General features: G+C 64.2%; 27 protein-coding genes. 12 read left to right on the top strand and 15 right to left on the bottom strand.

Annotated features, from left to right (window positions below):
- Window positions 1-8 precede the first annotated feature (8 nt).
- Window positions 9-914: a bifunctional methylenetetrahydrofolate dehydrogenase/methenyltetrahydrofolate cyclohydrolase FolD gene (folD, locus tag BMY38_RS06075; protein WP_092760678.1), complete on the top strand. Its 906-nt coding sequence runs from the start codon at window positions 9-11 to the stop codon at window positions 912-914.
- Here folD and BMY38_RS06070 read toward each other — a convergent pair.
- Window positions 911-1,660: an alpha/beta fold hydrolase gene (locus BMY38_RS06070; protein WP_092760676.1), complete on the bottom strand. Its 750-nt coding sequence runs from the start codon at window positions 1,658-1,660 to the stop codon at window positions 911-913. The two genes, folD and BMY38_RS06070, sit on opposite strands and share 4 nt — an antisense overlap.
- 145 nt (window positions 1,661-1,805) lie before the next feature.
- Between BMY38_RS06070 and rsgA the strand changes: the two genes are divergently transcribed.
- A complete protein-coding gene (gene rsgA / locus BMY38_RS06065; RefSeq protein WP_092760674.1) occupies window positions 1,806-2,852 on the top strand; it encodes a ribosome small subunit-dependent GTPase A in 1,047 nt (348 codons plus the stop codon).
- A 69-nt stretch (window positions 2,853-2,921) separates the two neighbouring features.
- Here the strand turns inward: rsgA and BMY38_RS06060 are convergent, their stop codons facing one another.
- Window positions 2,922-3,833, bottom strand: coding sequence for a pirin family protein (locus BMY38_RS06060; protein ID WP_092760672.1), 912 nt, complete (start codon window positions 3,831-3,833; stop codon window positions 2,922-2,924).
- A 115-nt stretch (window positions 3,834-3,948) separates the two neighbouring features.
- Between BMY38_RS06060 and BMY38_RS06055 the strand changes: the two genes are divergently transcribed.
- On the top strand, window positions 3,949-4,431 hold the full coding sequence (locus BMY38_RS06055; RefSeq protein ID WP_092760670.1) for a hypothetical protein: 483 nt from the start codon (window positions 3,949-3,951) through the stop codon (window positions 4,429-4,431).
- On the opposite strand, the gene cobT is transcribed toward BMY38_RS06055, so the two are convergent.
- Window positions 4,428-5,429, bottom strand: coding sequence for a nicotinate-nucleotide--dimethylbenzimidazole phosphoribosyltransferase (gene cobT / locus BMY38_RS06050; RefSeq protein ID WP_092760668.1), 1,002 nt, complete (start codon window positions 5,427-5,429; stop codon window positions 4,428-4,430). The genes BMY38_RS06055 and cobT overlap by 4 nt on opposite strands.
- 79 nt (window positions 5,430-5,508) lie before the next feature.
- On the opposite strand from cobT, the gene cobS reads away from it, so the two are divergent.
- Genes cobS through BMY38_RS06030 form a run of 4 tightly spaced genes read left to right on the top strand, consistent with a single transcriptional unit; the run spans window position 5,509 to window position 8,322 of the window.
- Window positions 5,509-6,249, top strand: a complete 741-nt coding sequence (cobS, locus tag BMY38_RS06045) for an adenosylcobinamide-GDP ribazoletransferase (RefSeq protein ID WP_092760666.1) — start codon at window positions 5,509-5,511, stop codon at window positions 6,247-6,249.
- Between the two features lie 9 nt (window positions 6,250-6,258).
- Window positions 6,259-6,939 carry a molecular chaperone DjiA gene (locus tag BMY38_RS06040; protein ID WP_092760664.1) on the top strand — a complete coding sequence of 227 codons (681 nt, stop codon included), beginning with the start codon at window positions 6,259-6,261 and terminating at the stop codon, window positions 6,937-6,939.
- Entirely contained in the window at window positions 6,936-7,946 is a 1,011-nt protein-coding gene (locus tag BMY38_RS06035; RefSeq protein WP_175495784.1) for an endonuclease/exonuclease/phosphatase family protein, read from the top strand. Before BMY38_RS06040 ends, BMY38_RS06035 begins: the two co-directional genes overlap by 4 nt.
- A 16-nt stretch (window positions 7,947-7,962) precedes the next feature.
- Window positions 7,963-8,322 carry a hypothetical protein gene (locus tag BMY38_RS06030; protein ID WP_175495783.1) on the top strand — a complete coding sequence of 120 codons (360 nt, stop codon included), beginning with the start codon at window positions 7,963-7,965 and terminating at the stop codon, window positions 8,320-8,322.
- Here the strand turns inward: BMY38_RS06030 and BMY38_RS06025 are convergent.
- Together BMY38_RS06025 and BMY38_RS06020 are read right to left on the bottom strand one after the other, a co-directional pair.
- The gene (locus BMY38_RS06025) at window positions 8,319-9,029 is read right to left on the bottom strand and encodes a CDP-alcohol phosphatidyltransferase family protein (protein WP_092761269.1); all 711 of its coding nucleotides are present in this window, start codon (window positions 9,027-9,029) and stop codon (window positions 8,319-8,321) included. The genes BMY38_RS06030 and BMY38_RS06025 overlap by 4 nt on opposite strands.
- Window positions 9,030-9,128: 99 nt before the next feature.
- Window positions 9,129-9,710: a cytochrome P460 family protein gene (locus tag BMY38_RS06020; protein ID WP_092760662.1), complete on the bottom strand. Its 582-nt coding sequence runs from the start codon at window positions 9,708-9,710 to the stop codon at window positions 9,129-9,131.
- Between the two features lie 143 nt (window positions 9,711-9,853).
- On the opposite strand from BMY38_RS06020, the gene BMY38_RS06015 reads away from it, so the two are divergent.
- Together BMY38_RS06015 and argF are read left to right on the top strand one after the other, a co-directional pair.
- Window positions 9,854-11,032: an aspartate aminotransferase family protein gene (locus BMY38_RS06015; protein ID WP_092760660.1), complete on the top strand. Its 1,179-nt coding sequence runs from the start codon at window positions 9,854-9,856 to the stop codon at window positions 11,030-11,032.
- A 72-nt stretch (window positions 11,033-11,104) separates the two neighbouring features.
- The gene (gene argF / locus BMY38_RS06010) at window positions 11,105-12,031 is read left to right on the top strand and encodes an ornithine carbamoyltransferase (protein ID WP_092760658.1); all 927 of its coding nucleotides are present in this window, start codon (window positions 11,105-11,107) and stop codon (window positions 12,029-12,031) included.
- A gap of 199 nt (window positions 12,032-12,230) precedes the next feature.
- Here the strand turns inward: argF and BMY38_RS06005 are convergent, their stop codons facing one another.
- Window positions 12,231-13,040 carry an ABC transporter permease gene (locus tag BMY38_RS06005; RefSeq protein ID WP_092760656.1) on the bottom strand — a complete coding sequence of 270 codons (810 nt, stop codon included), beginning with the start codon at window positions 13,038-13,040 and terminating at the stop codon, window positions 12,231-12,233.
- 144 nt (window positions 13,041-13,184) lie between these two features.
- Between BMY38_RS06005 and BMY38_RS06000 the strand changes: the two genes are divergently transcribed.
- Window positions 13,185-13,790, top strand: coding sequence for a GcrA family cell cycle regulator (locus tag BMY38_RS06000; protein WP_092760654.1), 606 nt, complete (start codon window positions 13,185-13,187; stop codon window positions 13,788-13,790).
- Between the two features lie 58 nt (window positions 13,791-13,848).
- Here BMY38_RS06000 and pssA read toward each other — a convergent pair whose 3' ends face one another.
- From pssA to BMY38_RS05985, 3 genes are all read right to left on the bottom strand, one after another.
- Window positions 13,849-14,580: a CDP-diacylglycerol--serine O-phosphatidyltransferase gene (gene pssA / locus BMY38_RS05995; RefSeq protein ID WP_092760652.1), complete on the bottom strand. Its 732-nt coding sequence runs from the start codon at window positions 14,578-14,580 to the stop codon at window positions 13,849-13,851.
- Complete coding sequence (locus tag BMY38_RS05990) at window positions 14,581-15,276, bottom strand: phosphatidylserine decarboxylase (RefSeq protein WP_092760650.1); 696 nt, start codon at window positions 15,274-15,276, stop codon at window positions 14,581-14,583.
- A gap of 86 nt (window positions 15,277-15,362) precedes the next feature.
- A complete protein-coding gene (locus tag BMY38_RS05985; protein WP_175495782.1) occupies window positions 15,363-17,333 on the bottom strand; it encodes an AsmA family protein in 1,971 nt (656 codons plus the stop codon).
- An 88-nt stretch (window positions 17,334-17,421) separates the two neighbouring features.
- Here BMY38_RS05985 and rimO point away from each other — a divergent pair, with 88 nt between their 5' ends.
- Complete coding sequence (rimO, locus tag BMY38_RS05980) at window positions 17,422-18,810, top strand: 30S ribosomal protein S12 methylthiotransferase RimO (RefSeq protein ID WP_175495781.1); 1,389 nt, start codon at window positions 17,422-17,424, stop codon at window positions 18,808-18,810.
- On the opposite strand, the gene msrB is transcribed toward rimO, so the two are convergent.
- The 3 genes from msrB to BMY38_RS05965 all read right to left on the bottom strand — a co-directional run bounded on the left by msrB (window position 18,797) and on the right by BMY38_RS05965 (window position 20,920).
- Window positions 18,797-19,276: a peptide-methionine (R)-S-oxide reductase MsrB gene (msrB, locus tag BMY38_RS05975; protein WP_092760644.1), complete on the bottom strand. Its 480-nt coding sequence runs from the start codon at window positions 19,274-19,276 to the stop codon at window positions 18,797-18,799. The genes rimO and msrB overlap by 14 nt on opposite strands.
- 73 nt (window positions 19,277-19,349) lie before the next feature.
- Window positions 19,350-20,132, bottom strand: a complete 783-nt coding sequence (locus BMY38_RS05970; protein ID WP_092760642.1) for a CE1 family esterase — start codon at window positions 20,130-20,132, stop codon at window positions 19,350-19,352.
- Between the two features lie 77 nt (window positions 20,133-20,209).
- Window positions 20,210-20,920, bottom strand: coding sequence for a M48 family metallopeptidase (locus tag BMY38_RS05965; protein ID WP_092760640.1), 711 nt, complete (start codon window positions 20,918-20,920; stop codon window positions 20,210-20,212).
- 119 nt (window positions 20,921-21,039) lie between these two features.
- On the opposite strand from BMY38_RS05965, the gene BMY38_RS05960 reads away from it, so the two are divergent.
- Window positions 21,040-21,270, top strand: a complete 231-nt coding sequence (locus BMY38_RS05960) for a DUF8831 family protein (protein WP_092760638.1) — start codon at window positions 21,040-21,042, stop codon at window positions 21,268-21,270.
- A 57-nt stretch (window positions 21,271-21,327) separates the two neighbouring features.
- Here the strand turns inward: BMY38_RS05960 and BMY38_RS05955 are convergent, their stop codons facing one another.
- From BMY38_RS05955 to BMY38_RS05945, 3 genes are all read right to left on the bottom strand, one after another.
- Entirely contained in the window at window positions 21,328-22,290 is a 963-nt protein-coding gene (locus BMY38_RS05955) for an acetyl-CoA carboxylase carboxyltransferase subunit alpha (RefSeq protein WP_092760636.1), read from the bottom strand.
- A 771-nt stretch (window positions 22,291-23,061) separates the two neighbouring features.
- Window positions 23,062-24,261 carry a LytS/YhcK type 5TM receptor domain-containing protein gene (locus BMY38_RS05950; RefSeq protein WP_092760634.1) on the bottom strand — a complete coding sequence of 400 codons (1,200 nt, stop codon included), beginning with the start codon at window positions 24,259-24,261 and terminating at the stop codon, window positions 23,062-23,064.
- 84 nt (window positions 24,262-24,345) lie between these two features.
- Complete coding sequence (locus tag BMY38_RS05945) at window positions 24,346-25,308, bottom strand: L-malyl-CoA/beta-methylmalyl-CoA lyase (protein ID WP_092760632.1); 963 nt, start codon at window positions 25,306-25,308, stop codon at window positions 24,346-24,348.
- Window positions 25,309-25,318: the final 10 nt, after the last annotated feature.

Genomic DNA, 25,318 nt, shown 5'->3' with positions numbered 1-25,318 from the left:
AGAAACGGATGACCGCAACGATCATCGACGGAAAGGCCTTCGCGGCCCGCATCCGCGAACAGGTCGCCACCGAGGTCGCGCGGATAAAGGCCGCAGGCGTGACACCCGGTCTGGCCGTCGTTCTGGTCGGCGAGGACCCCGCCAGTGCCGTCTATGTCCGCAACAAGGGCAAGCAGACGGTCGAGGTTGGAATGGAGAGCTTCGAGCACAGGCTGCCTGCCGACACCTCCGAAGCCGACCTGCTGGCCCTGATCGCGCAGCTGAACGCCGACCCGGCGGTCCACGGCATCCTGTGCCAGTTGCCGCTGCCCGATCATATCGATGCCGACAAGGTGCTGGCCGCGATCGACCCGGCCAAGGACGTCGATGGCTTCCACATCTCGAACGTCGGCCTTTTGGCGACGGGGCAGAAGGCGATGGTGCCCTGTACGCCGCTGGGGTGCCTGATGATGCTGCGGGATCATCATGGCTCGCTGTCAGGCATGGATGCGGTCGTGCTGGGCCGGTCGAACATCGTCGGCAAGCCGATGGCGCAGCTTCTGCTGGGCGACAGCTGCACCGTGACCATCGCGCATTCGCGCACCAGAGATCTGGCCGATGTCGTGCGCCGCGCCGATATCGTGGTCGCCGCCGTGGGCCGCCCGCAGATGGTGCCCGGCGACTGGATCAAACCGGGCGCCACGGTCATCGATGTCGGCATCAACCGCATCGATGCCGGGATCAAGGATGACGGGACACCGAGGACACGGCTGGTGGGCGACGTCGACTTCGACAGTTGCGCTGCCGTGGCGGGGGCGATCACCCCGGTCCCCGGCGGTGTCGGCCCCATGACCATTGCCTGCCTGCTGGCCAATACGCTGACCGCCTGCTGCCGCGCACATGGTCTGGACGAGCCGGAGGGCCTGACCGCCTAGACGTCGAGAAAGGCGCGCACCGCCGCCTCGAATTCGCGCGGTTTCTCGGCGTGCAACCAATGGTGGGCGTCGGGAATTCTGGCGAATCGTGCCTGCGGAAACAATGCCTTGATCGTGGCCCGGTGTTCGGGGCGGACGTAGTCGCTTTCCGCGCCTGACAGGAAGAACGCGGGCCCGTCGAACGTGCCCGAGAGATCGGGAAAGCCGAGGATCTTCGGCATCTCGGCCTCCAGTGTGTCGAGGTTCAGGGTCCAGCGCTTGTCGGCGGTGTCCAGCGATTGCAGCAGGAACGACCGCGTGCCGTCGTCGGGCACCTGCATGAGTTGTGCGGCGGCATCCGACCGACGGGTGACGCCAGACAGATCGACGGCGCGCATGGCCGCGATCAGATGCGCCTGTGTGTGGTCGTACGCAACGGGAGCGATGTCGGCCACGATCAGGCGGCGAAGGCGCGTCGGGTCGGTCAGTGCCAGAACCATCGCCGCCTTACCGCCCATCGAATGGCCCAGAACGTCGTGCGGCGTATCGCCGATGACCTGCGCCAGATCGGCGGCGAGATCGGCATAGGAATGGCTGTCGTGCCACGCGCTGTCGCCGTGATTTCTCATGTCGACGGCGACGACCTGACGATCCGTGGACAGGCGCTTGGCGATAACGCCCCAGTTGCGCGCCGACCCGAACAGGCCATGCGCGATCAAAAGCGGGGGGCGGTCGGTGGGCAAGCCGTGGCGGATCGTGTTCAACATGGAAACCGCAGTATCCGTCCGCCGCTCCGATTGCCAGATGCGGCGGGTGAAGCCCTGATCGGAAGAGACGACGCAGGGCGACGCTTGCCCAGCACCACCCCGCCATGCGACGACGCAATGAGACCCCCCATCTGAAAGCACTTCCATGTCCGACGACATGCCCCCGACCGACGATCTGACGCTGGCGGCCCTGGGCTGGCAGGAGTTCTTTGCCGAACAGGTGTCGGATGCCGATCTGGAGGCCGCGCCCCCGGTCCGCGTCACCGAAGTCCATCGCAGCGGGTTGCGTGCGCTTGGGGCCGGGTTGGACCGGCGTATTCCGCCGGGCGTGGCGGCGACCGTGGGCGACTGGATGCTGCTGGACCGGGATCGCCCTGTCGACAGCCGCGTGCTGGACCGGCACAGCCTGATCAAGCGCCGCGCGCCCGGCAAGGGGCACGAGGTACAGTTGATCGCGGCGAACATCGACACGGTGTTCATCGTCACCTCCTGCACGCGCGAATTCAACGTGGCCCGGCTGGAACGCTATGCCGCCCTGACCCTTGAGGCCGGGGCCGTGCCGGTGATCGTGATGACCAAGCCCGATCTGTGCGACGACGCGCAGGCCATGGCCGACCGGGCGCGGACGATTTCGGACCGGGTAGAGGTCGTGGTTCTGGACGCGCGGGGCGACGCACCCCGCCGCGATCTGGCGCGTTGGTGCAGGCCGGGGCAGACGGTGGCGTTTCTGGGGTCGTCGGGCGTGGGGAAATCGACGCTGGTGAATGCGCTGTCCGACGGGCCGGAGATCGCCACTCAACCCGCGCGCGAAGCGGACGACCGGGGGCGTCACACGACGACGCACCGGCAGATGCACCTGCTGGGCAACGGTTGCGTCGTCCTGGACACGCCGGGCATGCGCGAGTTGCAGCTGACCGATACGGCCGATGGTCTGGCCACGCTGTTCGCCGATCTGGAAATGCTGGCCGGGCAGTGCAAATTCCGCGACTGCGCCCACGAAAGAGAGCCGGGCTGCGCCATCATGGCCGCACTGGACGCAGGCGATATCGACGCGAACCGGGTCGAGCGATGGAAGGTTCTGGTGGCGGAAGACACGTTCAACACCGAAAGCCTGTCGGGCCGTCGCTGGGACGAAAAGGAACGTGCCGAGGGCATTCGCGACCGGCGCGCCCGTCTGGGCAAGGGCGGCTGATCCGCCCCTTCCTCTTGGCATGAAATATCCCAGGGAGCGCGAGGGAAGATCCCTCGCCCCCCTTCCCGTCTAATGCGCCGGTTGAATGAACGTCCCGTTGCGCAGGTCCTTCATCGCCTGCTGCAATTCATCCTGAGTGTTCATCACGATGGGACCGTGCCAGGCCACCGGCTCTCTGATCGGCGCGCCCGAGACCAGCAGGAAACGCACGCCGTCTTCGCCCGCCTGCACCGTGATCTCATCGCCGGAGCCGAAGCGGACCAGCGTGCGATTGCCCGACAGGTCGCGGATATTAACCTCCTGACCCTGCCAGTCCTTCTCCACCAGAATCCCCTGCGGCGCGCTGGCATCCGAAAACGCGCCCGAGCCTGCGAAGACATAGGCGAAGGTCTGACGATAGGTGTCGACCTTGAAGGTCTTCTTCACGCCCGGCGGGACCGAAATATCGAGGTATTGCGGATCGGCGGCGATACCGTCGACCGGTCCCTTTGTGCCCCAGATTTCGCCCATGACGACCTTGATGCGGGTGCCGTCATCGTCTGTCACCTCGGGAATGTCCGATCCGGCGATGTCCTGATAGCGCGGGGCCGTCATCTTGAGCGCGCCGGGCAGGTTTGCCCAAAGCTGGAAGCCGTGCATCTGCCCCTTGGCGTTCCCGCGCGGCATTTCCTGATGCAGGATACCGGACCCTGCTGTCATCCACTGGACCGAACCAGCGCCCAAAGTGCCCGAATTGCCCAGCGAGTCGCCGTGATCGACCTCGCCTTCCAGAACATAGGTGATCGTCTCGATTCCCCGGTGCGGATGCCACGGGAAACCGGCGGAATACATATCGGGGTGATCGCCACGGAAGTCGTCGAACAACAGGAACGGATCCTGCTCGGACGGGTCGCCGAAGCCGAAGGCACGGTGAAGGTGGACGCCGGCGCCTTCCAGCGTCGGGCGGGCGGTGCGGGTTTCGAGAACGGGACGCAGAGACATGGCCTGTCCTTTCCTGTTTGGAGTTGACGTAAAGATAGGCGGCGGCGGGCCGTGCCGCAACGCGCGGGTGCGAACCGTGATTGTGCAGCGCCGCGCGGAGCGATAGGCCGGGGCCATGTCCGATCCGATGCACATCCTCCGTCCCTCAGCCCCGCGCCGCATGATGGGCCTGGTGATCCAGTTGCTGCTGGGCGGCTTGTTATTGTGGCTGGCCGTGGTGAACCCGCCGTCGAACCCGCTGTGGAAGATATTCCTCGTGCTGATAGGGATCGGTGCACTGGTGCTGGCGCAGAAGGGCTGGCGCGGATCGGCGCAGGGCATCGTGCTGCGCGAGGATGGCCTGTGGTCCGAGGACGGCACCCCGATCGCACCGCTGGATCAGATCGCGTCGGTCGATCGCACGCTGTTCAGCCTGAAGCCGTCGAACGGGTTCCTGATCCGCCTGAAATCGCCGCTGGGCCGGGCCTGGGTGCCGGGCATGTGGTGGCGTGTCGGGCGTCGTGTGGGCATCGGCGGGGTCACGGGGGGCGCGAATACCAAGATCGTGGCCGACGCCCTGTCGTTTCTGGTGGCGGACCGCGACGCGCGGAACGGCTAGCCCGCCGCGACGCCCGCCTCGGCGAATGTGGCCATCCCGGAATGGCAGGCCAGCGCGCCTTTCAGAACCTGAATGGCGAGCGCCGCGCCCGAGCCTTCGCCCAACCGCAGGCCCAGCGAAAGCAGCGGCTGCTTGCCCAGGGCCTCCAGCATGCGGGCGTGCGCACCTTCGGCGGACAGGTGGCCCGCGACGCAATGATCCAATGCGCCCGCCTCTTCGGCCTGCAGGCACAGGGCCGCGGCGCAGCAGATGAACCCGTCGAGAATGACCGGAATGCGCAGCGCCCGTGCGCCCGCGATGGCACCTGCCATGGCTGCGACTTCCCGACCGCCCAGAGCAGCCAGAACCTCCAGCCCCGAACGCTTCGGGTTGGCGGCCAGGCCTGCGGCAATGACCGCCTGCTTGCGGGCCAGCCCGGCATCGTCGACGCCGGTGCCGCGTCCGGTCCAGTCGTCGCCGCCCAGAAGCGCGGTCACGATGGCTGCGGCGGAGGTGGTATTGCCGATGCCCATTTCGCCTGTCACCAGAAGGTCGGCGTTCCGATCGACGGCGTTCCAGCCGGTGGTGAATGCGGCGCAGACCTCGGCCCCGGTCATGGCGGGGCCTTGGGTGAAATCGGCAGTGGGCGTATCCAGGTCGAGTGCGTGAACCTGCATCTGCGCACCCGCGAAATCCGACAACTGATTGATGGCGGCCCCGCCCGCGCGGAAGTTGGCGACCATCTGCATAGTGACTTCGGGTGGAAAGGCGCTGACACCCCGCGCCGCGACGCCATGGTTGCCCGCGAAAACCAGAACCTGCGGCGCGGCGATCCGGGGGCGCGCGTCGCCGGCCCATCCGGCATACCAGATTGCCAGATCCTCCAACCGGCCCAATGCGCCCGGTGGCTTGGTCAACTGGCCGTTGCGATCCGTGGCCCCGGCGCGGGCGGCGGTGTCGGCGGCGGGAGCGGCGGCCAGGGCGGCACGAATGGCGGTCAGGCTGGTCAGGTCGGTCATTTGAGCCTCGGGTTGATCTTTACGGTGTTGACCACGAGCGATATGCGAGCGTTACGCCCTTCGCCAGTGCAGGAAAGACATGCCCCTTCGATCCGACGTCACTTCCGCGCTGATGCTGATGACCCGCCTGCCGGTCACCACCGCCCTGCGCGCGCCTCCGACGCCACGGGCCGCCGATGCCGCCTGGGCCTGGCCGCTGGCCGGATTGCTGGTCGCGATGATCGCGGTCGGGGCCGGATGGGGGGTCTGGTTTCTGGGGGCGACGCCCGCTGTCGCGGCAGCCGTGACGCTGACGCTTCAGATCGTGCTGACGGGCGCGTTGCACGAGGACGGACTGGCCGACATGGCCGACGGCATCTGGGGCGGTTCCACCCCCGAACGACGGCTTGAGATCATGCGCGACAGCCGGATCGGCACCTATGGGATGGTCGCACTGGTGCTGACGCTGACGATCCGATGGTCGCTGATCGCAACGGCAATGGTGCAGATGCAGGTGCTGCCGGTCCTGATCGCCGCCGTTGTCAGCCGTGCACCGATGGCCGTCGCGATGCGCTGGCTGCCGCCCGCGCGGACCGACGGATTGTCGCATGGCATGGGACGGCCGCCTGCGATCGTGGCGCAGGTCTGTCTGGGGCTGGCGGTTCTGGCGCTGATCCCGGTGGAGGGGCATGGGCTGGTGGCGGGGCTTCTGGTGCTGGGCGTCCTGGCCGGTATCGGGACATTGGCGCGCAGCAGGATCGGGGGACAGACGGGGGATGTGCTGGGGGCAATTCAGCAGCTTTCGGAAATTGTCGTTCTTGCCGTCCTTACATCAGTGTAGGATCGCGCAATGAGCCTTTGGTCCCGTATTCTGGACGTTCTGGCCAGCCTGGCACCGGGCGAGGCGTTGTCCGGGCTGTTCGACCGGCTGCGAACGCCGCCCGACCGTTCGGTCGCCTTTACCATCGCCGTCATCGCGCTGAGCGCCAAGATGGCCAAGGCGGACGGTCTGGTGACCCGCGACGAGGTTTCCGCCTTCCGCGAAGTTTTCACCATCGCACCGTCCGAGATCGACAACGCCGCGCGCGTCTTCGACATGGCGCGCACCGACGTCGCGGGTTTCGAGGAATACGCCCGCCGCATCCAGAAGATGTTCGCGGACGACACGGACACCCTGCGCGACCTGATGGAAGGCCTGTTCCACATCGCGATGGCCGACGGCACCTATCACCCCGCCGAGGACGATTTCCTGACCCGCGTGGCGCAGATCTTCCGCCTTTCGGAACGCGAGTTCCGGTCGCTGCGCACCCGCTTCGTGCCGGGGGTCGAGCCGGATTGCCACGAGGTGCTGGGTGTGGCGCCGGATGCACCGATGGAAGAGATCCGCGCCGCCTGGCGCGCTGCCGTCCGCGAGACGCACCCGGACCGCCTGATGGCGCGCGGCCTGCCGGAAGAGGCGGTAAAACTGGCGGAAAAGCGTCTGATCGCGATCAACCGGGCGTGGGAAAAGATACAGGCCGACGAGGCGTGAGCTTTCGCTTCGCCACATGGAACGTGGAATGGTTCAACCGGCTGTTTTTGGACGATGGCGCGATGGACGCGACCGAGGAGCTGTCGGCACGCTATGAGGTGACGAAGGCGCGGCAGTTGCAGGCTATCGCGGCGGTCATGCGTGCCGTAGACGCCGATGCCCTGCTGATCATCGAGGCGCCGGACGACAATCGCCGCCGGTCATCGGTGGTGGCGTTACAGGGCTTCGCCGACGCCGTCGGTCTGCGGACGACGAAAGCGATGCTGGGGTTCGCGAACGACACGCGGCAGGAAATCGCGCTGCTGTATGATCCGACGCGCGTTACACCCCGCCATGCGCCCGGCGATAGCGAAAATGCGCCGCGCTTCGATCGCGTTTTCGGGATGGATCTGGACATCGACCTGAAGGCCGAGCGGCTGATCTGGTCGAAACCTCCGCTGGAACTCGATCTGGAGACGCCGGTCGGGCCGCTGCACCTGATCGGGGTTCATGCCAAGTCGAAAGCCGCGCATGGGGCGGTCGATGCGCAGGACGAGCTGCGGCTGAATATCCTGAACCGGCGCAAGCAACTGGCGCAGTGCATCTGGCTGCGCCGCCGTGTCGATGAACGCCTGGCCGAAGGACGCGACATGATCGTCGCGGGCGATTTCAACGATGGACCGGGACTGGATGCCTTCGAGACGCTGTTCGGGCGGTCGGGGGTGGAAGTTGTGCTGGGCGAAGGGCCGGATGCGCTGCACGACCCGAATGCCAAACCGGTGCGCATCGGGGCCGCCCTGCCCGCGACGGCGCGGTTCTGGGACAATGACAACCGCAGATATCTGAATGCGCTTCTGGACTTTGCAATGGTCAGTCGCGGGTTACGAAATCGGTGTCGCTGGCGCATCCTGCATCCGTTCGACGATGTCGATGCCTCCAGGGACCCGGATCTGCGGCAGGCCCTTCTGGACGCATCGGACCATTTCCCGGTGATCCTTGACGTCACCGCGTCTTCGACCCACCTTTGAATATATGAAACCGTTGTTGATCGCTCTTTTGATGACCGCCCCGGCCTTGCCGCTTGCCGCGCAGGAAGATGACCGTTCGGTGACCGAGCGGGGCCTTCGGCTGTTCCTCGACGGATTGATCGAGGACATGGAGCCGGCCTTGCGCGATCTGGAGGGGCTGGCACAGGATGCCACGCCCTTCATGGAGGAAATGCAGCGCAGCCTGAGTGACATCGTAGACGATTTCGACGTCTACGATGTGCCCGAGGTGCTGCCGAACGGCGATATACTCATCCGCCGGAAAACCCCGCTGACCCCCGACCTGCCTGGCCCCGACCTCCGCGACCCTGACATGCCGGAGATCGAGCCGAATGCCGACGGGTCGATCGACCTTTAGCGCCGCCCCTCGCGCCCTGCGATGCCGCCGAGTGCCTGCTGCACCGCGCCCGCGCAGAGCAGATAGAGTGTGCAGGCCGCGAAACTCCAGCCCAAGACCTGACCCAGCCCGAATTCCCCCCAGGCGGCCGTCAGCGCCAGGATCATCCAGACCGTCGTGACCGACAGCGTGACAGGGCGCCATTGCCGCGTCCGGGTAGGATGCACGAAGCGGATCGGCAGGAACATCGCGACCGACAGCAGGATCGCCGCGATCAGTGTCAGCCAGGGGTTGGGTTGCAGGATGAAAACCGTCAGGGCGACCATGTTCCAGCAGCCGGGGAACCCCTCGAAACTGGCATCGGCGGTTTTCATCCGCGTGTCGCAGAAATACAGCGCTGAAGCGAAGGGCACCACGATCAGGATGCCCCAACCCGCCCAGCCGGGCACCAGACCGGACGCATAGAGCGCGTAGACCGGGATAAACACATAGGTCAGGTAGTCGATGATCAGATCCAGCAGGACACCATCGAAGCGCGCCGCGTGAAGGGTCACGTCCCAGCGCCGGGCCAGCGGGCCGTCGACGCCATCCACGATCAGCGCCATCAGAAGCCAAAGGAACATCGCCGACCACGCGCCCTCGACCGCCGCCAGCAGGGACAGCATCGCGAAGACCGCGCCGGTGGCGGTCAGCAGATGGACGGAAAGGGCTCGGGTGCGGGGCCACATCGGCCACATCTGCCCGTCAGACCGGCCGATGTCGAGAGAGAGCACGCGGGACACCCCGGTCGCGGGATGCCCGGTTTCTGACGCGGGCCTGTGGCCGGATCAGTTTGCCGTCAGGCGAACCTCTTCCAGCGGATACCCCATGCTGTCCTGCGAATCGAAGCCGACATGGCAGTCGCTGCAGAAGCTCTGGCTGATCTTCATGTCCTTGCCGTTGGGCTGAACGGCCGAGTAGAGCCAGTTGTCATTGTCCGGCGCATCGTCGACCTTGGTCATGATGAACAGCGGCCCGACACGGCCCGTCCCCTCGCGCACGGCGATTGATTCCTTGACCAGAACCGACCCGACGGGCATTTCGAAGTCGCCCTCCTCGAATTTCAGATACTGCTCGGCCGCGACATCGTTGGCGAAGGTCAGAAGAAACCGGTCGCCATGCGGGCCGGGGACGGCGGCGCGCTCGGCGGTCGCGTTCCATCCGCGATAGACGGCTGCGATCTCGTTGCCCTCGGTGGTATAGCCTTCGATCATGCGGTCGGACATGCAGTCGTAGAAGGCGTCGACCCCGGCGGCATCCAGATCGTAATAATCGCCTTCGACGGCGCAGACCTCCTGCGCGGCGAGGGGCGCGGCGAGTGTCAGACCACCGGCAAATGCGGCTGCGGTGGCCAGCGTAATGTATTTCATGATTCTCTCCCGATTGATCGCCCTTCGCTTGAAGCACTCCGCCCGATCACGTTCATCCAACGATGGCGTGAGGGGGTCGCGTTGACAGGCCTCCGGATTTGCGCCACGCCGAAACCTTCGAAACCCATATCCAAGGAAATGGTATGATCCCCGCCGTCCTGCCCACCTACAACCGTGCGCCGATGAGCTTCGTCTCGGGCGAAGGCTCCTGGCTTGTGGAAGCGGACGGGCGACGTTTTCTGGACCTGGGCGCGGGCATCGCGGTGAACGTGCTGGGCCACGCCAATCCGGCGCTTGTCTCGGCGCTGACGACGCAGGCCGGGGCGTTATGGCACACCAGCAACCTGTATCAGATCCCGCAACAGCAGGCGCTGGCTGAAAAACTGGTCGAGCATACCTTCGCGGACACCTGTTTCTTTACCAACTCCGGCACCGAAGCCTGCGAACTGGCGGTCAAGATGGCACGCAAGTACTGGACCGAAAAGGGCCAGCCCGAACGGCATGTGATCCTGGCCTTCACCGGCAGCTTTCATGGCCGGTCCGCCGCAGGTATCGCCGCCGCCGGGTCCGAGAAGATGACCAGGGGTTTCGGCCCCCTGCTGCCGGGTTTTCGTCACCTGCCGTTCGGCGATCACGATGCGTTGACCGAGGCGATGAAATCCCCCGACGTCGCCGCCGTGATCCTGGAGCCGGTGCAGGGCGAAGGCGGCATCGTGCCCGTGCCTGACCAATGTCTGAAGGGATTGCGCGACCTGTGTGACCAGACCGGCGCGCTGTTGATCTTCGACGAGGTGCAATGCGGCATGGGCCGGACCGGCAAGCTGTTCGCGCATGAATGGGCCGGTGTGTCGCCCGACATCATGATGGTCGCCAAGGGCATCGGCGGGGGCTTCCCGTTGGGCGCGCTTCTGGCAACCGAGGATGCGGCCATCGGCATGACGGCAGGCACGCATGGCAGCACCTATGGCGGCAACCCGCTGGCCTGCGCCGTGGGCAATGCCGTCATGGATATTGTCGCGACGGATGACTTTCTGGCCGAGGTGAACCGCAAGGCCGCGTTGTTCCGGCAGGGACTGGAGGGCCTCGTGGCGTCGCACCCGGATGTGTTCGACTTCGTGCGCGGATCGGGCCTCATGCTGGGCCTGAAGTGCAAAATGCCGAACACCGACGTGCTGGCCGCGGCCTACGGGCAGGAGCTTTGCGTCATACCCGCCGCCGACAACGTCCTGCGTCTTCTGCCCGCGCTGAATATCACCGACGACGATATCCGCGAGGCGTTGATCCGACTGGACCGCACCGCCGCGGCCCTCGTCCCAGCCTGAATTCAAGCTTTCCCGAAATATCCTCGGAGGTTGAGGCCAGACGGCTCCCACCCTCTCCGCAAGGAGCGATATATGAACAATTTTCTTGATATTCACAGAACCGATCCGGCGCAGCTACGCGCGATCCTCGATACGGCGATGGCCATGAAGACGGGGCGCGGCGACCGCCCCAAGGGCACGCCCGACGATGACCTGCCGCTGGCAGGCCGTGTCGTCGCGCTGATCTTCGAGAAGCCCTCGACCCGGACGCGGATCAGTTTCGATGTCGGAACCCGCCAGATGGGCGGCACGACAATGGTTCTGTCTGGCGCGGACATGCAACTGGGACATGGCGAAACCATCGCCGACACCGCCCGCGTTCTGTCGCGTTATGTCGACCTGATCATGATCCGGACTTTCGGCGAGGATATTCTGACCGAAATGGCAGAACATGCCAGCGTGCCGGTCATCAACGGCCTGACCGACAATTCGCATCCCTGCCAGATCATGGCCGACGTCATGACATTCGAGGAACATCGCGGCCCCATCGTGGGCAAGCGTGTGGCGTGGATGGGTGACGGCAATAACGTGGCCCAAAGTTTCCTGCATGCCGCCGCCAGCTTCGGGTTCAACTTCACGTTCTCCGGGCCGCAGCAACTGGACCCGCCCGATGCCGTCGTGGGGGCCGCCCGCAAGGCCGGCTGCGACGTGCGGATCGAACGCGACCCAGCGCGCGCGGTGGCCGATGCCGACCTGATCGTGACCGACACCTGGGTCAGCATGGGTGACGCGGAATCGTCTCGGCAGCGGCGGCACAACCTGTTGCGCCCCTATCAGGTGAACGAGGCCCTGATCGCCGCGGCACCGGACCATGCGCTGGTCATGCACTGCCTGCCCGCCCACCGCGGCGAAGAGATCACTGATGCCGTGCTGGATGGCCCCCGGTCGGTCGTCTTCGACGAGGCGGAAAACCGGCTGCACGCGCAGAAGGCGATCATGCGCTGGTGTCTGGGTGTCTGACGCCGATGAGATCCTTCGACGAAGGATCGCGCGAACCCGATTGCCGGGGCCTTGATGGTCGCCGCCACCGTTCTGATGCACACGGGCTTTCTGGTCTGGAGAGAGGGCCGCCTGCGGTCATTTCGACAGTACCCGAAGCGTTCCCGCCGTCTGTTCCCCGCCGCCCGGCCTGACGTCGATCTTGTCGTCTGAACAGATATCAGGACTTCAGACGATACCCCGTCCGGAACATCCACCACGCGACGCCACAGAGCGCCAGCGTCGTGCCGGAGACGACCGCGAAACCCAGCCAGGGCGAGCTGTCGGATACGCCCAGCACCGAAAACCGCAATCCGTCAATCAGGTAGAAGATCGGGTTACCATAGCTGAGAGCACGCATCACAGGCGGCAGTCCCTCGATGGAATAGAATGTGCCTGACAGGAAGCTGAGCGGTGTCACAATGAAGTTGGTGATCGCCGCCATCTGGTCGAATTTGTTGGCGAAGACCCCCGCGATGATGCCGATGGACCCAAGGAAAGCACCACCAAGGCTGACCCAGACCAGCGCCATGACCGGGTTCTGAATACCGAGGCCGATAAACGGGAATAGCAGAACCGTGATCGCCACCGCCACCATCAGCCCGCGCAGGATACCGCCGACCAGATAGCCGACGACCAGTTCGAAGGCCGAGAGGGGCGGCATCAACGTGTCGACGATATTGCCCTGCACCTTGGAGATGACGATGGAGGACGATACATTTGCAAAGGAATTCTGGATCACGGTCATCATCAGGATGCCGGGTGCCAGAAACTGAACGAAAGGCACACCCATGACGTCACCGCGCCGGGTGCCGATCGCCAGAGAAAAAACCAGCAGAAACAGTGTGGCGGTCGCCAGGGGTGCCAGCAATGTCTGGGTCCAGACGGCGACGAACCGGCGCACTTCGCGAATCGTCAGCGTCCACATCCCCAGCCAGTTGACGTGGCCGAAACGACGCACACCCTGTTGCAGCTCTGTCGTGTCTGACATTTGCGACCCTCTGACCGGGCGTCCGGCTTGTGACGGACGCATGGGATGCTTACAATAGCACTTCCTCCGGGATCGCCACCCCTAGCGGTGTGCGTATCCGAACACAACAAACGGGGGATATGAGCAGTTTTCAAGGAGAGTGGCATGGCCTGGACCGATGACCGCGTCGAGACCCTCAAGCGTATGTGGGGCGAAGGGGCCTCTGCCTCGCAGATCGCCAAGGAACTTGGGGGCGTCACCCGCAATGCGGTGATCGGCAAGGTCCACAGGCTGGGTCTGAGCAACCGCAACGCCGACGAGGCGAAGCCCGCGTCCCAGACGCCCGCCAAACCGGCACCCGCGCCGAAGACCGCGAAACCGGACCCGACGCCTGCCCCCAAGCCCGAGCCTGTGGCCGCCGTCGAAGAAGATGATGACGACGAGCCGCGGACCATGGCAGCCGTGCCGCAGGGCACCAATGTCACGCCCCTGCGCAAACCGTTGATGGCCGGACAGCCGTTGCCGCCGCAACCTTCGGCCAACGAGATTTCGCCCGAAGCCCTGGCCAAGGTGAATGCGGTCGAGAAGACGGCCAAGAAGATTTCGCTGATGGAGTTGACCGAACGGACCTGCAAATGGCCGATCGGCGATCCGGCGACGGAAAAGTTCTGGTTCTGCGGACTGCAGACCCAGGCTGGAAAGCCCTATTGCGAGGCGCATGTCTCTGTCGCGTTTCAGCCGATGTCGTCGCGCCGCGATCGCAAGCGGTAGCATCGGGCGTATCCGTAGTTTCGCGAAGGCCCCTTAGGAATGAGGGGCCTTTTTTCCGTCAGAGCCGCCGTTTTGCAACGCCCCAAGCAAGCAGGGAGAGATACAGAACCGTCGCGGCAACATGGAACAGCCAGAGGCGCGTCAGCATCAGGCCAATGATGATGGCCGCCGCCAGCAGAACATAGACCGCGTTGTCCCGGCTGATCCGCATCGCCTTGAGCGACAGGGTCTTGAAGCGCGCGATCATCATCGCACCGACGGCCAGCATCCAGATCGCCACCAGCAATTGCAGGTCGCGCAGGTCCATGAAATCGGCGAGATAGAGCGTGACCGGAAAGATGCCCAGCATCGCACCCGCCGGTGCCGGAACGCCGGTGAAGGATTGCTTGTCATCGGATGTCTCGTCCTTGGCGGCGACGTTGAAGCGGGCCAGTCGCAGACAACAGCAGATTGCGAAGAACAACGCGGCGAGCCAGCCCATGCCGGCCAGATTTTCTAACCCGAAATGATAGACCAGCAGCGCCGGTGCGACACCGAAACAGACGAAATCCGACAGGGAATCCAACTCTGCCCCGAAAGGCGATGCCGCATTCAGTCGCCGTGCCAGCAAACCGTCCAGACCGTCGATCAGTGCGGCAAGGATCAGCAGCCCGGCCGCGATATCGAAACGGTTGTCGAACGTGAAGCGGATCGACGTCAGACCGACGCTGAGGCCCAGCAAAGTCACGATGTTCGGCACCAGCGAGATCAGCGGCAGGCGCCCTTCGCGCGTTTCCTGCACCGGCGGCATTTACTCGACCCTTGATGTAGCGGGGCGCGCATCGCCCAGAATGGCAAGGATGCTTTCGCCCGATGTCATGACCTGCCCGACGGACACGCGCGGCGCAGTGCCTTCGGGAAGATAGACATCCAGTCGTGATCCAAAGCGGATCAGTCCGAAGCGGTCACCCCGCGCCAGGCGCGCGCCCTGATCGACTTCGCACAGGATACGACGTGCCACGAGTCCGGCGATCTGCACGACACCCAGACGGGTGCCATCGTCCATCGTCAGGACGATGCCGTTGCGCTCGTTCTCCTCGGAGGCCTTATCCAGTTCGGCCGAAAAGAATTTGCCGGGACGATAGGCGACCGCCGTGACCTCGCCCGCGACGGGCGCACGGTTCACGTGGCAGTCGAACACGGACATGAAGACCGACACGCGGGTCAGAGGCTCCGCGCCAAGCCCCAATTCGACCGGGGGAACGGCGGGTCCGATCAGCGACACGACGCCATCGGCGGGTGAGACGATCAATCCGTCATCCATCGGCACGGTGCGGTCGGGATCGCGAAAGAAGTAGTAGCACCAGATCGTCAGCGCCGTGGCGATCACGCCCAGCGGTTCCCACACGAACCAGAGGATCAGAGTCACGGCAATGAAGATCGCGATGAATTTCCGGCCTTCCGGATGGATGGGTTTGACGACCGTTCCGACAAGGCTGACGCTCATGGGGCACTCCTGTTGCTAGGGTGCCAGATAGCGCGGGGGTGTGTCCGGGTCCAGCACGGTGGGGCCATGCGATTTTGCCGGCGTCATCAACGGCCCAGCAAGAGGTCCAGCAATTTTTCCTCGACCCGGTCCTTGAGGGCGTCCTCAAGCGCATCACGATCGGTCAGAACTTCGGGTGCGATCTCCAGTTCATCGGCAATCCGGGTCCGGGCCAGTTCGCCGGCGCGGTCGCGCGCCTCGGTCTGCGCACGCTCCACGTCCAGTTTTTGCCGGGCGATATATTCCAGATCGGGACGAATGCGGGGGTCCGACCACGGGCCTTCGATCAAAAGCGGCACGGTAATGCCATCGCTGCCACCCCCTCGCCGCAAGGTCGGGATCAAACGATAACTGATGGTCTGAGCCCCAAGCGCGATGTCCCCCGCGCCGGTCGCCAACAAATAGGGGGCCGTCAGCGACAGATCGTCACCGCGCGCAATGCCGTCCGTCACGACGAAACTGGACGAAACCCCGTCGAATACGGTCTTTTGCCCTTCGCCACGGTAGCCCAGGTCCAGCGTTCGGACCATGCCACCGATGTCGAACCCGAGAATTTCGCCCGCTCCCATCCGAAACGCCACATTTCCGGACAGGCTGTCGATCAGTTGTTGCGTGGTGTCGCCGATGCCCAGCAGGTCCAGCGAGATATCCGCCTGTCCGATCAGCCGGTCGAAATCGGCGAATTCAATCAGGAAGGGCTGCATCTGCAACCCCGACAGTTCCAGCGTCGCGCGCGAGGACAGGCCGCCGCGTCCGTTCACGACGACATCGCCGGTGACGGTGCCGCCATATGCGATCAGCGGCTGCAGGGTGACGACGGCGCGGCCATCGTCGACCACGGCGCGGGCCCGCACCTCGTCGAATGTTGCATCGCCCATGGTCACAGCGCCGCTGCTGAAGGTCAGTTCCCCGTCCGCTGCGAACAGGCCCGAAACATCGAGTGTTTCGCGGGCCCAGCCGGTCTCGGAGACCAGAGCCGTTTCGCCGCCCTGTCCCTTCCGGCTGAGCGCGGTCAGGTCCAGCGTATCGGCCGACAGATTGGCAACCAGCCGGGTCCTTGCGCCGTTCGGGTCCACGTCCAACGCACCGGTCAGGCGGTTGGTGTCCAGATCCATGATCATGTCCCGAAAGTGCAGCGTGCCCGCCGGGGCCAGTGTGATCGCGGCGTTCAGCGCGATGGACCGCGCGCCCAGACCGTCAGGCAGATCGGGAACGACGATGCCCAGCACGTTGGCCACCTTGAACCGATCCGATGACGTGGCCTCGATCCGACCCTCGAATGACAGCGGGTCCAGATCGGCTCGACCGTCCAGCCGCAGCGCCGTCTCGCCCGCCCGCAGGCTGAACGCGACAGGCGTCAGCGCGCCTTGCATCAGCGAACGGGCTGCGTCGAGCGAAGCTTCCAGCGTGACGGCCTGCCCGCTGACAAGGGCAGAACCGGTGATGCGGACGGGGCTGTTCAGATCGGCCAGCCGGGTCTCCAGATCGACTGCACGCAGACGGATCTGCGTTCCGTCCTCGTGATCCAGCCATGTCACGTCGGCTCCGGTCAGGATTGCCCGGTCAATGGAAAGCGCACGGGCGGAGGCACCGCCGCCATCAGACCCGATCGATCCCGGTTGCGCGACCGGTGTCCCCGCTATCTCCCAGTTTCCACGCCCATCGGCGTTGCGTTCAAGGATCAGGCGCGCGCCGTCGATCTGCAGGGTCTCGATCCGGATGTCGCTGCCGAAGATGGATCCGAGGGCGATGCCCACTTCCAGTGTTTCCGCCGTCAGCATGGGGCCTTGATCGGACCACCCGGCATTCGCGATTTCGATCCCTTCGGCGCGGATACCCGGTCGCGGCCAGAGCGTCGCCTTCACCGGACCGCCCAGCGTCAGCGCGCGCCCGGTCGTTGCCTCGAACCGATCCGCGGCCAGTTGCGCCACCCGTTCCGTCGGCACCATGATCAGGACGACGACCGCAATCAGTATCAATGTGACCAGCGTCAGCGCGCTTCGGATCAGCCATTTCATCCGCAATCCCCCCGTGCCCGACGATGAATCGCTTGCACCCATACCGCAAGGGGTTCCACGGACCGCGAGGGCAGCTTATGTGGCCTGTATGTCCCAGAATCCGCCTGAACTTCGCCCCGACCTCGCCCCCCGCGCCGTCCTGCCCGGCGATGCGCGCCCCGGTCAGCCGAAAATCGGGATGGTGTCGCTCGGCTGCCCCAAGGCGCTGGTGGATTCGGAGCGGATCCTGACTCGTTTGCGGGCAGAGGGATACGCCATCTCTCCCGATTATGCCGGGGCGGAGGCGGTGATCGTGAACACCTGCGGCTTCCTCGACAGCGCCAAGGCCGAGAGCCTGGACGCCATAGGAGAGGCCCTGCGCGAAAACGGGCGCGTCATCGTCACCGGCTGTCTGGGCGCGGAGCCGGAGTACATCACCGGCGCGCACCCCAAGGTGCTGGCCGTCACCGGTCCGCAACAATACGAACAGGTGCTGGATGCCGTGCACAGCGTCGCGCCGCCATCGCCGGACCCGTTCGTCGACCTGTTGCCCGCATCGGGCGTGACGCTTACGCCGCGCCATTTCAGCTATCTGAAGATTTCCGAAGGCTGCAATCACAAGTGCAAGTTCTGCATCATCCCCGACATGCGGGGGCGTCTGCAGTCGCGCCCGGCGAAGGCGGTCCTGCGCGAGGCGGAAAAGCTGGTCGATGCCGGGGTTCGCGAATTGCTGGTCATCAGTCAGGACACTTCGGCCTATGGCACCGATTGGAAGGATCGCGCCGGGGCCGGGACGCATATCGTCGATCTGGCCCGCGATCTGGGGTCGCTGGGGGCCTGGGTGCGCCTGCACTACGTCTATCCCTATCCGTTCGTGCGCGACCTCGTGCCGTTGATGGCGGATGGGTCGATCCTGCCTTATCTGGATGTGCCCTTCCAGCATGCGCACCCCGATACGTTGCGTCGGATGGCGCGGCCTGCCCACGCAGAAAAGACGCTGGACCGGATTGCGGAATGGCGCGGTATCTGCCCGGACATCACGCTGCGCTCGACCTTCATTGTCGGCTATCCCGGCGAGACCGAGGCGGAGTTCCAGACCCTTCTGGACTGGCTGGATGATGCACAACTGGACCGGGTCGGAGCGTTTCGCTACGAAAATGTCGCCGGGGCGCGATCCAATGCCCTGCCCGACCATGTGCCGGATGATGTGAAGGAAGACCGTTTCGCGCGCTTCATGGAGAAGGCGCAGGCAATTTCGGCAGCCAGGCTGGCCGCGAAGGTCGGCACACGGCTCGATGTCATCGTCGACAGCATCGACGATCAGGGCGCGACCTGCCGCACCAAGGCGGATGCGCCCGAAATCGACGGCAACCTGTTCATTGACGAAGGTTTCGAGACGCTGGCCCCCGGCGACATCGTCACGGTCGAGGTTGACGAGGCCAGCGAATACGATTTGTGGGGACGGCTGGCTCAGGAGCGTTCATCTAGGCCGGAATGAAGTTCAGACCCAGGCCGTTGATGCAGTGCCGTTCGCCCGTCGGTTCGGGTCCGTCGTTGAAGACATGGCCCATGTGGCTGCCGCAGTTGGCACAATGCACTTCGGGCAGGATCTCTCCGTAAACGGGATCCGGGCCGCGTTCGATGCCTTCGGCGACTTCCTCGTAGAAGGCGGGCCAGCCGCTGTCGCTGTAATACTTGGTCTTGGAATCATAGACATACTGATCGCAGCCGACGCAGGTATAGATACCTTCGCGCATCTCTTCGTGCAGGGGACTGGAAAACGGCCTCTCGGTCGCGTTCTGGCGCAGCACAAGATACTGATTTTCCGTCAGTCGCGCGCGCCATTCGTCATCGGTGTAGGTCACCGGGAAGGTCGCGGCCATCGCGCGGCCTCCAAGGGTCGAAGTGGCGGCCAGCGCAGCAAGCGCGGAACCTGTCGTGAGCAATGAACGCCTGCTGATCATGATGTTTCCAATCTGTTGCAATGTCAGAGCCACGTCGGGTGGGTCGACCGAGTTTCAAAACGGCGAATAATTTTCACCCAAGGACCTCCTGCAGAATGCGGGCAACCCAGCCGCGCGGGATCAGATGACCGGCCGAGTGGACGTCCATCGTCACCAGTCCGCGGGCGCAGTCCCATTCGTGACGTTCATGCGTCAGCCACTCCACCGCCCTCCAGTCATAGCGGCGAGCTACGGCTCCACAGCCCATCCATGTTTTCCACATGGCGACGGCCTGAGTTTCGTCGCCATCGGGCCCATAAGGAAAGTCCAGCACGGTGTCTGTCGTGCCATGCACATGGCTGACGCGGGCAGGCGGTGCGCCCTGACACTCGGTTCCTGGTGGAAAGGCCCCTGAAATCAACAGCAGCGCATCAATCCGCGCGCCACCGTCGCAGGCGAACCGCGCAGCCATCAAAGCGCCCCAGCTATAACCCGATACGATCAGCGGCTGCCCCGCCGTGGGATACCGTTTCGCGATATCGGCCAGAACGGCCTGCGCGAATGCCGTGTCGCGCGACCCCGGCCTGCGAAAATCCCAGGTGCGCCCCAGTCCGTCGGGTGCCACGAACAGGACACCGGCGGCGGCGGCGGCTCCGCCGGTGCGTGGACTCTGGGCGGAAACCTGTCCCTGGCGTCCCCATCCGTGAAAATGCAGTTGAACCGCCAGCGGGCTTTTCCCGTCCCATCCGTCCGGCTCCCGGACGAAATAGGACCGGTCGCCAAGCTGGCAGGTCTCCGTGCCGGTGCAGGCGGCGACCGGCGCGGCCGCGACGACCATGGCCATCAGCATCGCAGACAGGAGGACAATCGATTTCATACCCGCCTGCCTGTCAAACCGCCGCCCCGCCGACCAGTCACTTCGACGTCAGACACGGGGTTCCGATACGGATGTGGTCAGAGACCCGGCGCTGTGCGTCGAACGACCTCGATGCGCTCGCTGTTGGGCGGATGTGTCCCCAGGAAACGATCGCCCGGGTCGGGAATCCGCATGAAGAACGCCGCACCGCGCACCGGATCAAATCCAGCGCGGGCCGTGATGACGGTGCCCAGGGCGTCCGCCTCCAACTCGTGCTCCTTGGAGTAGCGGCGCGCGCCGACGCCGGCGCTGACGCGGCTGATCTCGTTCACCGTCGCCGAATTGGCCCCCGCCACGGTCGCGATGAGACCCCCGACAAGCGCGCCGGTCGCCGCCGACTGCTGCTGACGGGCGATGTGCTGCTCGATGTGATGCGCCGATTCGTGACCGATGACGAAAGCGATTTCATCCCGGTTCCGGGTATCCGCAATCAGCGATTGTGTGAAGGTCAGCACCGGGCGGCCCGACCGGTCCAGCGATTGGAAGGCATTCGGCGGCGCGTTCCGGTTCGGGTCGATCCGGATCAGGAAATCGCAGTTCACATTGGACGTCCGTTGGCGACAGAAATTCTCGGCCACCGGCTCAACGCGCGCGACGGCAGCCCGAAAATTCGCAGCGGCGGTGGATTCGGATATCCGGTCCGGGCTGGCAGACGTGGCAACGGGTGATGGCCTCGTGGATGTCGGTTCGACGGCCACGCAGGCGGACAGAAGCGCTGTGAAAAGAAGCGTTGGAATGGATGATCGCATGGATATTCCCGAATGGTTCGATAGTCTGACGAAAGTTATAGCTCACCAAGTCGCTTTGTCAGTGGTGGACATGCAATAACGGACGCCATTGCAGTGCGGAAACGGCGGAGGTCCGGCGAATGTTTTCGATCGAACACGAATTCGATGCAACGATCATAACCCTGGTGGACGAAGGCGAGCCGGGGCGCAAACCCGCCGAGGATGTGATCGTCGCGGCCTTCGAGGAGTGCATCACGCTGACCCAGGCCGACCCGCGAACCGATCTGCCTGTCCGCATCACACTGACGATGGGGCAGTTGCGCGATCTGGCGACGGCGCTGAACCTGCCGGAAGGCGTCTATCGTCGCTAGGCCTGGAGGGACGCGACCCATCTCTGGCCGACGGGAAACAAGTCTGTGGCCTGGATTTCAGGCCGCCAGCCCCTTCGCCCCCATTCCGAGAAACTTCTTCCGCCGAGCGGTCCTGATGACATCGGCATCCTGACCGTCGAATTCGCCGAGCAGAGCCGATATGGCCTGACCCACGGAATTCAACGTGGCGGTGCGGTCGCGGTGCGCGCCGCCCAACGGCTCGGGCACGATCCGGTCGATGACCCCCAGCTTCAAAAGATCCTGCGCGGTCAGGCGCAGGGCTTCGGCGGCTTCGCGCATCTTGTCCGCATCCTTCCACAGGATCGAGGCACAGCCCTCGGGCGAAATCACCGAATAGATCGAATGTTCCAGCATCGCGACCCGGTTGGCCGTCGCGAAGGCCACCGCGCCACCCGATCCGCCTTCGCCCACGATGACCGAGATCAGCGGCACACCAAGCCGCAGGCAGGTCTGTGTCGACCGGGCAATGGCTTCGGATTGACCTCGTTCTTCCGCGCCTTTGCCGGGGTAGGCACCGGGCGTGTCGATCAGCGTCACGACCGGAAGCCCGAAGCGATCTGCCATTTCCATCAGCCGGATCGCCTTGCGATACCCTTCGGGCCGGGCCATTCCGAAATTCCGCTCGATTCGGGTGCGTGTATCGTGACCCTTCTCATGCCCGATCACCATGACCGACCTGCCGTCCATCCTGGCCAGGCCACCCATGATGGCGTGATCGTCGGCAAAGTTCCGATCTCCGGCAAGCGGGGTCCAGTCGGTAAACAGCGCCTCGATATAATCCTTGCAATGCGGTCGGTCAGCATGCCGGGCGACCTGCGCTTTCTGCCACGGGGTCAGCCCCTTGTAGAGCGTCGTCAGCATATCCCGCGCCTTGACGTCCAGCTGTCCCGCTTCTTTCGAGACATCGATCTTGTCGTCGGCGCGGGCCATGGCCCGCAATTCCTCGGCCTTGCCTTCGATTTCCGAGAGCGGCTTTTCGAAATCGAGATACTGCGTCATGTCCGGCCCCTGGATCTTTCGTCACCGATATGGCGTTCATGAGCCTGCGATGCAACAACGACCGGACAGGCCGGCAACCTGTCGTTCGCACTGTGCAGGTGCTGATATGTGCAGGTTCCGTCTGGCCCGCATCTTCCCCAGGCGGCCGTCCTCATCCGAGAACCATCGAATTCCGATCATGGTTGATATTCCGAAAGTCTGTCACATGGGCCGTACGCCGTTCCGTTGACAGCGCAGCAACCCGCCTGATGCGCAGGACATGGCAGTCAATGCCATGACAGTTATACCCAGTGCACCTCGCAAGTTCTCCTGGCGTAATCTGTTCCAGTAAAATCCGGACAAGGGGATCGACGGTATGGATCAGACGGTCGTGACGATCGCGCGCCTTGCGAAAATTCAACGCTGTGCGGGCGCACGGGGATCGGCGGCGGTTTCATGTTGCGATCCGGCACTTCGGGCACATGACCAAGGAAGGCACGCTACAGGTTCTGTCGTCGGTCAGTGGGTCGTTGGCCGGCGGAAGCTGATATCAAGATGGCGCAGGCCGCAATTCACCGCACGTCGCAAGCCTGGAAACGGAAAGGCGGAGCGTTGTGGCCGCTATTGCAGATGCGGGTGATGGGCCTGGTCAGTCCGGGCCTGGTCAGTCCGGGCCTGGTCAGTTAGGGCCTGGTCAGTCCGGGCGAACGCGGTGCCGAATGGGGCGCTGGCCACGTTGGAAGTGCCCGATAATCTGGCCCTTCAAAACCAGAAATCGTGGGGTGGAAGCGCCTAGATCTGGCCAAACCTTGCCTCGCGCAGGCGGTCAAAGGTTCCGAAAAGATCGTCCCGTCTTCGGCGCGCCGTTTTTGTCTGCGTCTGCATTTCGGCAAAACGTTTTGGCTTGGCCAATCCTGCCCGCTTCCGTTTGACAGGTATGATCTGAGCCTTGCCAACTTTCTTGATCTTCATATCTGTCAAAATGCGATCCAGAGGCGGAACAGCATCATAGGTGCGAGCGTCAAGCTCCAGCGAAAGTCGGATCGCCGCCATGCCTGGCACCGGGATCGGATCGGATGAAACCTCGCGACGGATGTGCATCAGGAAGTCCGTCTTTGCGCGGTCGGACATGGCGGGAATGGCCATCATTGCCTGATCGGGGCCAATCCAGCCAACGATGCCGCCATCCGGCACAAGTGCGTCCAATCGGGCACTGAGAGCCGCTGTGGCTATCTTGTCGGCTTCAGTCCCCCATATGCGCGCCAGGGCACCGCGATGACGCAATTCGATAGCAATGATGCTCGCTCCGTCCCGCAGACTTCCGGTGACCGATGCCTGCACCAGGGTCCATGCAAACGCCTCTTTTGGCATCAGCCCGTCTGATGCGCCGATATTGGCGGCGCGCCGAAGTTCCGCCTCCTTCAACATTTGACGCCGTTCCCTGTCCAGCAGTCCGGCAACGACGGGAACCGACAGCAGATATAACACGATAAGAATGGGCGCGGCATTCACCATGAACCAGATCGCAACATCAAGCGGCAGAAACACCACGGAAACAAGATGCGTGCTGAGCAGCATCACCAGACCCAGCATCGCCAGCGGCCCCCGCGTCCTGCGGGCCGTGGCCGCGTTCCAGAATGCGCCAGCGGCCCCGGCGATCAGGATTGATGCAACCCCGGCCAAAGCGCCGATTCCCCCGATCTGAAGGCGTGCCGCAATTGCCAGAACCATGCAAAGCAACATCCCGCGCGCACCCAGAAAGGCCCCCGCCAGCACCATAGGTACATTTCGCATATCGATAATCAGACCAGGTATCGGTTCGAACGGGGCATTCATCTGCATCACGGCAACCACACCGAACAAGATGCCCAGCAACGATTCTGCGATCCAGGTTCCCGGCAATGCCCGCCGGATTGACCCATAGAAGATTGCCAGCATTCCCAGAATCGAAAGCGATCCGAAGAAGTCCATCAATGTGCCGATTTCGATCATGGCAGGGTTCCTTGCAGGTGTTGCAAGGGCCAACCTTTCACCGATTCATGAATCGAACCTTACCAGGTCCAAAGCGCAATAGGGTCAATTATCCTCAATCATTTCGGATTGGCGCACGATGACCTCCGCCTGTTTGATGGAAGCGATGTCCACCAGACGACCCTTGTAGACGGTCGCGCCTGCCCCTGCAGCCTTGGCTTCTTCCATCGCAGCAAGGATTTCGCGCGCCTCGGCGACCTTGGCGTCGGAGGGGGTGAACACCTCGTTGGCCAGGGCGATCTGCTTAGGGTGAATGGCCCATTTACCGACCATGCCCAAAACCGCCGACCGGCGCGACTGTGCGCGGTATCCCTCGTCATCCGAGAAGTCGCCGAAGGGTCCGTCGACCGGCAGAACGCCGTGCGTCCGACAGGCCGCAACGATGGCCGCCTGCGCCCAGTGCCAGGGGTCGGACCAATGCCGCGCCCCGTCTTCGGTCAGCATGTAATAGTCGTCCTGTGTGCCGCCGATGCCGGTCGTCTGCATGCCCATCGAGGCCGCAAAATCCGCGGCTCCCAGCGACATGGCGACCAAACGGCGGGAACTTGCGGCAATCTCCTCTACATGGGCGAGGCCGGCCGCGCTTTCGATGATGACTTCGAAGGTGACGGGTCTGGTGCGGCCCTTCGCCGTCTCGATGGCGGTGACGAGGGCGTCGACCGCATAGACGTCCGCAGCGCAGCCGACTTTGGGGATCATGATCTGGTCCAGCCGCGCACCCGCCTGCTCCAGCAAATCGACGACATCGCGATACCAGTACGGAGTATCCAAGCCGTTGATCCGAACAGATAAAACCTTCTTACCCCAGTCCACCGCACCGATAGCCTCGATCACATTCAACCTAGCCGTATCCTTGTCGGAGGGCGCGACCGAATCTTCGAGGTCGAGGTTGATGACATCCGCATCGGACGCCGCCATCTTGGCGAAGAGCTTAGTGTTCGACCCCGGACCGAAGAGCTGGCAGCGGTTCGGGCGGGCGACGGGGGCGGGTTGTGTGCGAAAGCTCATGGAACGGCTC

The sequence above is a fragment of the Jannaschia helgolandensis genome (assembly GCF_900109285.1).
GTDB classification, from domain to species: Bacteria; Pseudomonadota; Alphaproteobacteria; order Rhodobacterales; family Rhodobacteraceae; genus Jannaschia; species Jannaschia helgolandensis.
Note: the sequence above shows the minus strand (reverse complement) of the source record. Positions and strands in the feature narration are given on the sequence as shown.

Excerpts from the sequence above, each read along its gene's own strand:
- cobS (WP_092760666.1), top strand. The coding sequence starts at position 5,509 with ATGCCCCTTCGATCCGACGTCACTTCCGCGCTGATGCTGATGACCCGC.
- BMY38_RS05970 (WP_092760642.1), bottom strand. The coding sequence starts at position 20,132 with ATGAAATCGATTGTCCTCCTGTCTGCGATGCTGATGGCCATGGTCGTC.
- cobT (WP_092760668.1), bottom strand. The coding sequence starts at position 5,429 with ATGACCGACCTGACCAGCCTGACCGCCATTCGTGCCGCCCTGGCCGCC.
- argF (WP_092760658.1), top strand. The coding sequence starts at position 11,105 with ATGAACAATTTTCTTGATATTCACAGAACCGATCCGGCGCAGCTACGC.
- rsgA (WP_092760674.1), top strand. The coding sequence starts at position 1,806 with ATGTCCGACGACATGCCCCCGACCGACGATCTGACGCTGGCGGCCCTG.
- BMY38_RS06060 (WP_092760672.1), bottom strand. The coding sequence starts at position 3,833 with ATGTCTCTGCGTCCCGTTCTCGAAACCCGCACCGCCCGCCCGACGCTG.
- BMY38_RS05955 (WP_092760636.1), bottom strand. The coding sequence starts at position 22,290 with ATGACGCAGTATCTCGATTTCGAAAAGCCGCTCTCGGAAATCGAAGGC.
- BMY38_RS05945 (WP_092760632.1), bottom strand. The coding sequence starts at position 25,308 with ATGAGCTTTCGCACACAACCCGCCCCCGTCGCCCGCCCGAACCGCTGC.
- BMY38_RS06070 (WP_092760676.1), bottom strand. The coding sequence starts at position 1,660 with ATGTTGAACACGATCCGCCACGGCTTGCCCACCGACCGCCCCCCGCTT.
- BMY38_RS05960 (WP_092760638.1), top strand. The coding sequence starts at position 21,040 with ATGTTTTCGATCGAACACGAATTCGATGCAACGATCATAACCCTGGTG.
- folD (WP_092760678.1), top strand. The coding sequence starts at position 9 with ATGACCGCAACGATCATCGACGGAAAGGCCTTCGCGGCCCGCATCCGC.
- BMY38_RS05965 (WP_092760640.1), bottom strand. The coding sequence starts at position 20,920 with ATGCGATCATCCATTCCAACGCTTCTTTTCACAGCGCTTCTGTCCGCC.
- BMY38_RS06025 (WP_092761269.1), bottom strand. The coding sequence starts at position 9,029 with ATGTGGCCCCGCACCCGAGCCCTTTCCGTCCATCTGCTGACCGCCACC.
- BMY38_RS06040 (WP_092760664.1), top strand. The coding sequence starts at position 6,259 with ATGAGCCTTTGGTCCCGTATTCTGGACGTTCTGGCCAGCCTGGCACCG.
- BMY38_RS05985 (WP_175495782.1), bottom strand. The coding sequence starts at position 17,333 with ATGAAATGGCTGATCCGAAGCGCGCTGACGCTGGTCACATTGATACTG.
- BMY38_RS06005 (WP_092760656.1), bottom strand. The coding sequence starts at position 13,040 with ATGTCAGACACGACAGAGCTGCAACAGGGTGTGCGTCGTTTCGGCCAC.
- BMY38_RS05990 (WP_092760650.1), bottom strand. The coding sequence starts at position 15,276 with ATGAGCGTCAGCCTTGTCGGAACGGTCGTCAAACCCATCCATCCGGAA.
- BMY38_RS06020 (WP_092760662.1), bottom strand. The coding sequence starts at position 9,710 with ATGAAATACATTACGCTGGCCACCGCAGCCGCATTTGCCGGTGGTCTG.
- msrB (WP_092760644.1), bottom strand. The coding sequence starts at position 19,276 with ATGATCAGCAGGCGTTCATTGCTCACGACAGGTTCCGCGCTTGCTGCG.
- BMY38_RS05950 (WP_092760634.1), bottom strand. The coding sequence starts at position 24,261 with ATGATCGAAATCGGCACATTGATGGACTTCTTCGGATCGCTTTCGATT.
- BMY38_RS06000 (WP_092760654.1), top strand. The coding sequence starts at position 13,185 with ATGGCCTGGACCGATGACCGCGTCGAGACCCTCAAGCGTATGTGGGGC.
- BMY38_RS06055 (WP_092760670.1), top strand. The coding sequence starts at position 3,949 with ATGTCCGATCCGATGCACATCCTCCGTCCCTCAGCCCCGCGCCGCATG.
- pssA (WP_092760652.1), bottom strand. The coding sequence starts at position 14,580 with ATGCCGCCGGTGCAGGAAACGCGCGAAGGGCGCCTGCCGCTGATCTCG.
- rimO (WP_175495781.1), top strand. The coding sequence starts at position 17,422 with ATGTCCCAGAATCCGCCTGAACTTCGCCCCGACCTCGCCCCCCGCGCC.
- BMY38_RS06015 (WP_092760660.1), top strand. The coding sequence starts at position 9,854 with ATGATCCCCGCCGTCCTGCCCACCTACAACCGTGCGCCGATGAGCTTC.